Origin of the sequence: Streptomyces sp. NPDC058274 (assembly GCF_042881375.1) — a bacterium.
In the GTDB taxonomy this organism is placed as follows: Bacteria; Actinomycetota; Actinomycetes; order Streptomycetales; family Streptomycetaceae; genus Streptomyces.
Map to the genome: position 1 here is coordinate 132853 of NZ_JBHVXW010000025.1, position 8390 is coordinate 141242.

The window sequence follows — 8390 nt, forward strand, 5'->3', positions numbered from 1 at the left end:
CAGAAATCAGCCCGTCCGGCTCCCAGGACCGGGGCAAGAATCAGCCCCTCCGGCGATTGAGGAGCGGGGTCTGGGGCGGAGCCCCAAGGCGGGACGGGACCCGGGTCGGGGCAGGACCCAGGCCGGGGGCAAGATCCAGCCCCTCCGGCGATTGAGGAGCGGGGTCTGGGGCGGAGCCCCAAGGCGGGACAGGACCCAGGTCAGGGCAGAACCCGGGCCGGGGGCAAGATCCAGCCCCTCCGGCGATTGAGGAGCGGGGTCTGGGGCGGAGCCCCAAGGCGGGACAGGACCCAGGTCAGGGCACCGCACAAGCGGGGCGACCCACGCCGGGGGAGGTCTAAGGCCGCTCCTTCTCGAGGAGCGCCACACACCGACCCAGCAGCGCAACCAGCGCCCCCCGCTCCTCGGAAGAGAACTCCGCAGCCAACGCCCGCTCAACCCGCACCGCCCGCGCATCCGCGTCGTTCATCACGACCCGCCCCGCCTCGGTGAGCCGCGTCTCCAGCACGTTCTTGTGCCACTCGTGCGGCGTGCGCTCGATGAACCCACGGTCCTGGAGGTTCTTCAGGACCGTGTTCATGGTCGGCGGAGTGACCCCGCACAGCCGGGCCAGCGCGGCGGCCGAGATACCGGCGTTCTCGCTGAGGTGGAGCAGCGCCCCGTACTGCGCGACGGTCAGACCGGCCGGTTTCAGCACGGCGGTCTTCGTCGCGTTGAGAGCCTGCTCGGCCCGCTTGATGTGGGAGCCGAGCCGCTCGGGCACTGGCATGGACGTCATCTCCGCATCGTATCGGCCATACGACGATGAGCCCTCTGGGGAAGATAAGTACCTTGACGAGCATTAGGGCTCTAATCTAACTTCGCACTCGACCATTGATTCAGCCGCCGACCGAGAGGCACCGTCGTGTCCCGTTCGATCCAGCGCCGCACCTTCCTGACCGCCGCCGCCCTGACCGTCGCGGCGACCGCGGTCACCGCACCGCCCGCGGCCTCCGCCGCGGCCCGCGTCACCCCGCCCCGCGTCTCCACCGCGTACGAGCTCCCGGGCGACCGCGTCTACCCCGAGGGCATCGCCGCGGACCCCCGCACGGGCCGGCTTTACGTGGGCTCGTACACCACCGGCGCCGTCTACCGGACGACGCCCGGCCGCCATACCGCCGAGGTCTTCCTGCCCGCCGACGCGGACGGCCGCGCCACCGCCAACGGCCTGAAGGTCGACCGGGCGGGCCGGCTGTGGGTGACCGACTCGACCTCCGGAGTCGACGTCTACGACCTGCGCACCCGGACCCTGCTGGCCCGCTTCGACGTCCCGGGCGACAGCGCACGCTTCGTCAACGACCTGGCGATCACTCCGGACGGCAGCGCGTATCTGACGGACAGCGTGCGCGAGGTGATCTACCGCGTGTCACCGGCGGAGCTGGCGCGGGCGACCGCGCACGGCGGCCGCTCGGTGCTGACCACGGCGTACGACCTCGGTGGCGTCCTGGCCCCGCATCCGTCCGGCACCTTCACCCTGAACGGCATCGTCGCCTCCGACCACTACCTGCTCACGGTCGACATGACCGGGGGCGCCCTCTATCGCGTGGACCTCGCCACCGGCCGGATACGACAAGTAGCCCTGAGCGGAGGCGACTTGGTGAACGGCGACGGGCTGGAGCTGGTCGGCGGCACCCTGTGGGCCGCCCTCAACGCCACCAACACCATCAGCCGTTGGCGGCTGTCGGGCGACGGCACCGCGGCCCGCCTGGAGCGCAGCGTCACCGACGCCTCGCTCCAGATCCCCACCACCCTCGTACGCCGAAACGGTCGTACGCTCGTCGTCCGCTCCCAGTTCGACAAGGGCGGCCCGATGGGGCCGGGGACCCCGGACACCCCGTTCACCGTGGCGTACGTCGACGGGATCTGAGGACGCGTCAGCCGCTCGGCCCAGCGGCCAGTCTCTGTTGTTCCTCCTCGACGAGCCGGCGGGCGAGGCTGCCGTCCGAGACGTCGACGGCGTCCGGCGTCGCCTCCGCCACGTCGCTGCGGCGGGCATACGCGTCGAAGAGCCGGTCCTTGTTCTTCAGGATGCTCAGCAACCGCTCGTCCACGCTGTCCGTGACGAGAAGGCGGTGCACCTGGACCGGGCGCACCTGGCCCATCCGGTGGGCGCGGGCCACGGCCTGGTGCTCCAGGGTCGGTTTGACCTGCGGCTCGCAGAGGATCACCACGGACGCCGCCTGGAGGTTGAGGCCGACCCCGCCGGCCTCGATCTGGGAGAGCAGCACGGCGTGTCCGCCGGCCGCCGCGAACTCGTCGACCAGGCGCTGCCGTCGGGCGGCCGGCACGGACCCGGAGATCGGCCCGAACACCCCCTCGCCCAGGGCCTCGTGGACCGTCGCCAGCACGTCCCGGAAGTACGAGAACACGACCACCTTCAGTCCGTTCTCGGCTGCCTCGGACACCAGCTCGCGCAGCCGCTGGAGCTTCGCGGACTTCTCCGCGTGGACGTATCCGGCCCTGCGCATCGCCATGAAGTTCCCGGCCTCGACCGCCTCCCGGTAGGTGTCCTGGTCCGCCGCGCTGAACTCCTCCCACTCGTCGACCTGGAGCAGCCCGGGGAGTTCGGTGAGGACGTCCTGCTGGTTGCGGCGCAGATAGGCGGGGGCGACTGTCTTGCGGAACGCGTGCGGTCCCGCGACCGCGCTGCTGCTGTGGATCCGGGGCAGCAGATCGGGACGGAGGTGGCGGACGAGGCTGCGGAACTCCTCGACGCGGTTCTCCATCGGCGTACCGGTGAGGAACAGGACGCGGTCGCAGTGGCCGGTCCAGACGGCGACCGCCTTCGAGCGGCGGGTCTCCGGGTTCTTCACGTAGTGCGCCTCGTCCACGACGAGCATGCCCGGCGCCTCCGGGGTGGCACGGTCCTGCGCCGGACTGCCCGCCGGACGCGCGGGCCGCCGCTCGGCCCGGCCCTGCGGGGAGCGCTTCCCGGCCCGGGTCCGAGCCGGCGGCCGCGGCTCGGAGCCGTCCGGCAGGGGCAGGGTGTGCAGGACGTCGAACGTGGTGATCGCCACGCCACCGCGCTCGCGCCACTCGGCGTACGCGTCCCGCCGGTCGGGGCCGTGCACCGGCACGGCCCGCAGGGTGCTGCGCGCACGGATCTCACGCGTCCAGTTGATCAGCACGCCGGCCGGGCACACCACCACGAAGTGGCTGTGCCCCTCCGCCGCGAGGTGCGCGAGCGCCGCGATGGCCTGGATCGTCTTGCCGAGCCCCATCTCGTCGCCGAGGACGACCCGGCGCTGGGCCAGCGCGAATCGGGCGCCGAAGGACTGGTAACCCCGCAGCGACACCCGGAGTTGGGTGTCGTCGAGCCCCTGGGCGTGCACCCGCTCGGCGACCTCCGACGGCAGGAAGCCCTCCGCCGCCGCGACGTCCGGGGTGTGGTCCGAGACCTCGGCGAGCTGGCTGTAGTACTCCGCGGAGCGCATTTCGAAGTCGACCCAGGCCTCGATGTCGGAGGCCGGCTGCCGCAGCAGGTCGGTCGAGGCCTGGGCGAGCAGCAGCCGTACGCCCCGCGCGGCCGCGTCGGCGGTCAGCTCACGGATCTCGGTGAGTGCCGCGATCGCGCTCTCGCGCCGGTCCCGTCCGCTGAACGCCATCCGCAGCCGGCCGGCGGCGGGCCGGGCCGCGGGCAGCAGGGTCGCGAGCCGCTGGTCCAGCCGCCGGGCTGCGTCCACCGCCCGCCGCAGCTCGGGGCCTGCCTCGACGAGCCGCTGCAACGCGACGACCAGGGCGGCGGTCCGGGGTTCGGGGTGGTCGACGTCGATCCGCGGGGAGACGGTCTCCTCGACCGCGCGGGCGATCTGGCGGGCGGCGGCGAGTGCCTGGTCGGCGGTCTGCGCGCCGACGCCGGGGATCTGCCGCAGGGCGTACCGGCTCGACTCGTACACCGCGCGCACCGAGCCGAGCCCGGCCGACTCGATGGCGCCCAGCCGCAACCGCCCCTCGGTGACGTCCTTCAGCCGGGAGACGGGGATGAGCTCCAGTTCCTGGGCGACCAGTTCGGCCTGGAGCGGCGCGAGTGCCGAACGGACGGCTTCGAGTGCGCGGGCGTGGTCGGCGAGGACGGTGCGCGCGGCCTCGTACAGCCGCGCGCCCTCCGTGAGCAGGTCACGGGCTCTGCGGCCGACCGGCGGCTCCTCCCGCGGGGCCCACGACTCCGTGCGCGGGCCACGGGAGCCGCGGCCCGCCGGCTCGTCCCGCGACGTACCTTTCCCGCCGTCGCCCGGCACCGCCGAGGGCCCGCTCGCCGCCCCGTCGACACCCGCCATGACGCGCCCCTTGTGTGCTGTCCGCCTGTGCTGTCCGCCCCGATGCGCGCATCCTCGCACGCGGGACTGACAGCCGGGACGGCCCGCGGGATCGCGGGCGGGCACCGAGGGGCGGGCCGGGCGGCAGTTGTTGACGAATGCGTGGCCCGGGCGTCCTTCTCCTGTGTGACGACGTCCGCTCTCCCCGGCGACGTCCGCGCGCACCTGGACGAGGTCCCGGGGGCCGCCGTGACGCCGTCGTCGCCGACGGGCAGCCGCAGCGGGGCTCAAAACTGAGTGGGGTAGAGTGCGCCGCCCCCTGCGACACCCCGCGAGCCCGCATCAGTTGCCTGTCGGCGGACCATGACGCACTGACCGTCGGTCAAAAGCGAGTCCTACGCTGATGAGTGCCTCGCCACCAGCGGATGTTATGTTTTCTGAATGGCGTTCCGCAATACTGAATGCGAGTAAAGGTCATGGTGCAGTCTGTTCAGCGTGCGGTACGCATCCTCCGGGAACTGGCGGCAGCCGGCCCTCGTCTGGGCGTGACTGAGATCGCTGAACGGATCGGAGTGTCCAAGCCGACCGTGCACGCGCTGCTGCGCACGCTGGAGGCCGAGGGGCTGGTCCGCCAGGAGAAGGAGACCAGCAAGTACCTCCTGGGCTCGGCCCTGCTCCGGCTCGGCAACTCCTACCTGGAGACACAGGAGTTGCGCTCGCGCACGCTCCCCTGGGCCGACAGCCTCGCCGAGCGCACCGGGGAAGCGGTCTGGGTCGCCGTACTCGACGACCGGCACGTCCTCGTCGTGCATCACGCGTTCCGGCGCGGCAGCGGGGTGCAGATCCTGGAGCTCGGCGCCACCATCCCCTGGAACACCTGCGCACTCGGCAAGGCCATGGTCGCCTTCCTGCCGCAGCGGGAGCAGGAGGCCCTGCTCAACGGCGAACTGGCCACGCTGACCGGACAGAGCGTGGTGGATCCCGCCGTCCTCACGGGCCAGCTGGAGGAGATCCGGCGGCTCGGCTACGCGCAGGAGGACCAGGAGAGCGCGCTGGGCGAAGCCGGCATCGCCTCACCCGTGTTCGAGCGGAACGGCCAGGTGGCGGGCGCCATCGGCATCGTCGGCTCCGTCGAACGGCTCCTCACCGAAGAAGGCCGGAAGCAGCATGCCGTCGCCGTGCGCGAGGTGGCCACCCTGCTCTCGCGTGAACTCGGGGCCGGACGCGGCGTCGCCTGGCAGACATCCGGCTGAATCCCACCGCTCCACCGCTCCACCGCGTCGTACGCGGCGGGAACCGCGCTGCCCCGAGCGGCCCGGTGGCCGGTCGGGGCAGGACAACAGGCGGCCGCATCCCGGCGGCCGTCACCGTGGGTCAGGCGCCGGCACCCAGCAGCCGTGCCACATCGATCAGCCGGTGGGAGAAGCCGGACTCGTTGTCGTACCAGCCGAAGACCTTGACGTGCCGGCCGTCGCCGGTGACCGTCGTCAGCTTCGAGTCGAAGATGGTGGACGCCGGGTCACCGACGATGTCGGTCGAGACGAGCGGGGCATCCGTGTAGCGCAGGACCCCGGCCAGCGGACCGGCCGCCGCCTCGGCGAAGAGGCCGTTGATCTCCTCGACGGTGGACGGCCGCGACAGGTACACCGACAGGTCGGTCAGCGACCCGACCGGTACCGGAACGCGCAGCGACAGGCCCGCGAGCTTGCCGTTCAGCTCGGGCAGGACGAGGCCGATGGCCTTGGCGGCACCGGTCGACGTGGGGACGACGTTGATAGCGGCCGAGCGCGCGCGCCGCGGGTCCTTGTGCGGACCGTCCTGGAGGTTCTGGTCCTGGGTGTACGCGTGCACCGTGGTCATCAGGCCGTGCTCCACGCCCAGCCCGTCGTGCAGCACCTTGGCCAGGGGCGCCAGGCAGTTCGTCGTGCACGACGCGTTCGAGACGATGTGGTGCTTCGCCGGGTCGTAGCTGGTGTGGTTGATGCCGTAGGCGAGGGTGATGTCCTCGTTCGTCGCGGGCGCCGAGATGAGGACCTTGCGCGCTCCCGCCTGGAGGTGCGCGGCGGCCTTGTGGCCGTCGGTGAAGATGCCGGTGGACTCCACCACGACGTCGACGCCGAGCTCGCCCCACGGCAGCTTGCTCGGCTCGCGCTCCGCGTACACCGCGATCTTGCGGCCGTCGACCACGAGGGCGTCACCGTCGACCTCGACCTCGGCGTCCAGACGGCCCATGGTGCTGTCGTACGACAGCAGGTGCGCGAGGGTCGCCGCGTCCGTGAGGTCGTTCACCGCCACCACTTCAAGATCGGTTCCGTGGGTGAGCGCGGCGCGCAGGAAACCGCGCCCGATGCGGCCGAATCCGTTGATCGCGATCTTGATGCTCATGTCTCTTTCTCTTCTCTATATGGTCGATGGCGGCGCGAGGCGGAATGCCGGGGGACGGCCCTGTCTACTTGCGTGCCGCGAGCAGGACACCGACGCCTCCGAGGAGCAGGCCGATGATCGCGGACGGACTGAGCGTCTGGTCGATTACCAGCCAGGCGAGCAGGGCGGTGACGGCCGGGGTGAGGAAGAAGAGCGTGCCCACCCGGCTGGCGGCCTGCTTCTTGAGCATGAAGTTGAGCAGCAGGAACGTACCGACCGAGTTGACCAGGACGATCCAGGCGAGCGAGCCGCCGAACGCGCCCCAGTCGGAGACCTTGGGGTCCTCCAGGGTCAGGGTCAGAATGCCCATCACCGGTGCGCTGGCGATGAAGTGCACGGCCGTACTGCTGCGCACGTCCGCGCCCTGGGTGAAGCGCTTCTGGTAGACCGTGCCCGCGCTCAGGCCGAGCAGGCCGACGAAGGACAGCACGATGGCACTGGCGGAGAAGTGCAGCGCGCCCGCGACCGCGAGCACCACGCCGGCGCCGCCGACGACGAAGCCCAGCCACTGCCGCCTGCTGATCTTCTCGCCCAGGAACAGGCCGGCCAGCAGAGCGATCAGCACGGGGTTGAACCCCTGGATCAGCGCGACGACACCGCCGGGCAGGCCCGCGCCGATGGCCGTGTAGAAGGCACCGAACTGGACCGCCTGCATCAGCAGGCCGGCGACGATCACATGCAGAAGCAGGCGCCCCCGGGGCCATGGCGATCTGCTCACCACGGCGATCACGGCCAGCAGGACGCCGGCGACCGCGAAGCGGGAGAACGTCAGCAGCAGGGGTGGAGCCGCGTCGGTACCGAGCACGGCCGCGATGAACGCGCTGCTCCACAGCACCACGAAGACGGCGGGGATCGCCGCGTTGGCCCAGGCCGGCGGAGCGGCGGCTTGCGGCGGCTCCTCGGCCGGGGCCTCGACCGGGGCGAGTTTCGGGTCGGCGCCTTGCATTGCAGAGGTGGCCTCTCACTGAGGAAGTAACCAGATCAGTAGGTTACGAAGAACACTACAGAGGCCTCGACGAACCAGTCAATACGGTTACTCTTGGGGGATGAACTTCGCATTTGTCAGCGGCAGTGTGGCCCTTGATCTCGTGGGCACCGTGCAGAGCCGGCGCGATGACCCGCTGGATCTGCTCACCACCTCGGCCGATCTCTCCGAGTGGACCGCCTCCTCGGGGGTCCTCGACGACCCCGCGACGGCGACCCGGGCGGACCTGGCCGCGGCGGTGCGCCTGCGCGAGGCGGTCTACCGCCTCATGCTCGCCTCGGCCGAGCACGCGCCCTACGCCCCCGAGGACTGCGCCGCGGTCAATCGCGCCGCCGCCCCCAACCCCGTACGTACCGAACTCCGGCCCGACGGCACGGTGCGGCGCCAGGGCACGGTCGGCGCCGTCCTGTCGACGGTGGCCCGGGACGCCATCCAACTCATGACCGAGACACCCGAGTTGGTCAAGGAGTGCGCGGCGCCGCGCTGCACCCGGCTCTACGTCGACCGGTCCCACCGCGGCTCGCGCCGCTGGTGCGACATGACCCGGTGCGGCAACCGCGCCAAGGCAGCCCTCTACCGCTCCCGCCACGCCTGACTTCCGTCGACGCCGATGCCCGGGAGGCAAGGCCCCCGGGCCCACCCGGCCCAGGCCGACGCCGCGCGGGCGCCCACCCACGACCCGGCGC

At 71.7% G+C, this 8390-nt stretch carries 7 protein-coding genes; 3 read left to right on the forward strand and 4 right to left on the reverse strand.

Annotated features, from left to right (window positions below; genetic code table 11):
* Positions 1 to 337 precede the first annotated feature (337 nt).
* Positions 338 to 778, reverse strand: a complete 441-nt coding sequence (locus ACFVYF_RS34530; protein ID WP_389461808.1) for a MarR family winged helix-turn-helix transcriptional regulator — start codon at positions 776 to 778, stop codon at positions 338 to 340.
* A 126-nt stretch (positions 779 to 904) separates the two neighbouring features.
* Here ACFVYF_RS34530 and ACFVYF_RS34535 point away from each other — a divergent pair, with 126 nt between their 5' ends.
* The gene (locus tag ACFVYF_RS34535; protein ID WP_389461809.1) at positions 905 to 1906 is read left to right on the forward strand and encodes an SMP-30/gluconolactonase/LRE family protein; all 1002 of its coding nucleotides are present in this window, start codon (positions 905 to 907) and stop codon (positions 1904 to 1906) included.
* Between the two features lie 7 nt (positions 1907 to 1913).
* Here ACFVYF_RS34535 and ACFVYF_RS34540 read toward each other — a convergent pair whose 3' ends face one another.
* On the reverse strand, positions 1914 to 4316 hold the full coding sequence (locus ACFVYF_RS34540; RefSeq protein ID WP_389461811.1) for a DEAD/DEAH box helicase: 2403 nt from the start codon (positions 4314 to 4316) through the stop codon (positions 1914 to 1916).
* A 455-nt stretch (positions 4317 to 4771) separates the two neighbouring features.
* Between ACFVYF_RS34540 and ACFVYF_RS34545 the strand changes: the two genes are divergently transcribed.
* Complete coding sequence (locus ACFVYF_RS34545) at positions 4772 to 5548, forward strand: IclR family transcriptional regulator (RefSeq protein WP_389461813.1); 777 nt, start codon at positions 4772 to 4774, stop codon at positions 5546 to 5548.
* Positions 5549 to 5669: 121 nt separating this feature from the next.
* Here the strand turns inward: ACFVYF_RS34545 and gap are convergent, their stop codons facing one another.
* Both gap and ACFVYF_RS34555 read right to left on the reverse strand, forming a co-directional pair.
* Positions 5670 to 6680, reverse strand: a complete 1011-nt coding sequence (gene gap / locus ACFVYF_RS34550; protein ID WP_389461815.1) for a type I glyceraldehyde-3-phosphate dehydrogenase — start codon at positions 6678 to 6680, stop codon at positions 5670 to 5672.
* Positions 6681 to 6744: 64 nt separating this feature from the next.
* The gene (locus ACFVYF_RS34555) at positions 6745 to 7665 is read right to left on the reverse strand and encodes a DMT family transporter (RefSeq protein WP_389461817.1); all 921 of its coding nucleotides are present in this window, start codon (positions 7663 to 7665) and stop codon (positions 6745 to 6747) included.
* Between the two features lie 100 nt (positions 7666 to 7765).
* Here ACFVYF_RS34555 and ACFVYF_RS34560 point away from each other — a divergent pair, with 100 nt between their 5' ends.
* A complete protein-coding gene (locus ACFVYF_RS34560; RefSeq protein ID WP_389461819.1) occupies positions 7766 to 8299 on the forward strand; it encodes a CGNR zinc finger domain-containing protein in 534 nt (177 codons plus the stop codon).
* Positions 8300 to 8390 lie beyond the last annotated feature (91 nt).

Coding starts and splice junctions, on each gene's coding strand:
- ACFVYF_RS34530 (WP_389461808.1), bottom strand. CDS start 778: ATGACGTCCATGCCAGTGCCCGAGCGGCTCGGCTCCCACATCAAGCGG.
- gap (WP_389461815.1), bottom strand. CDS start 6,680: ATGAGCATCAAGATCGCGATCAACGGATTCGGCCGCATCGGGCGCGGT.
- ACFVYF_RS34540 (WP_389461811.1), bottom strand. CDS start 4,316: ATGGCGGGTGTCGACGGGGCGGCGAGCGGGCCCTCGGCGGTGCCGGGC.
- ACFVYF_RS34560 (WP_389461819.1), top strand. CDS start 7,766: ATGAACTTCGCATTTGTCAGCGGCAGTGTGGCCCTTGATCTCGTGGGC.
- ACFVYF_RS34545 (WP_389461813.1), top strand. CDS start 4,772: ATGGTGCAGTCTGTTCAGCGTGCGGTACGCATCCTCCGGGAACTGGCG.
- ACFVYF_RS34555 (WP_389461817.1), bottom strand. CDS start 7,665: ATGCAAGGCGCCGACCCGAAACTCGCCCCGGTCGAGGCCCCGGCCGAG.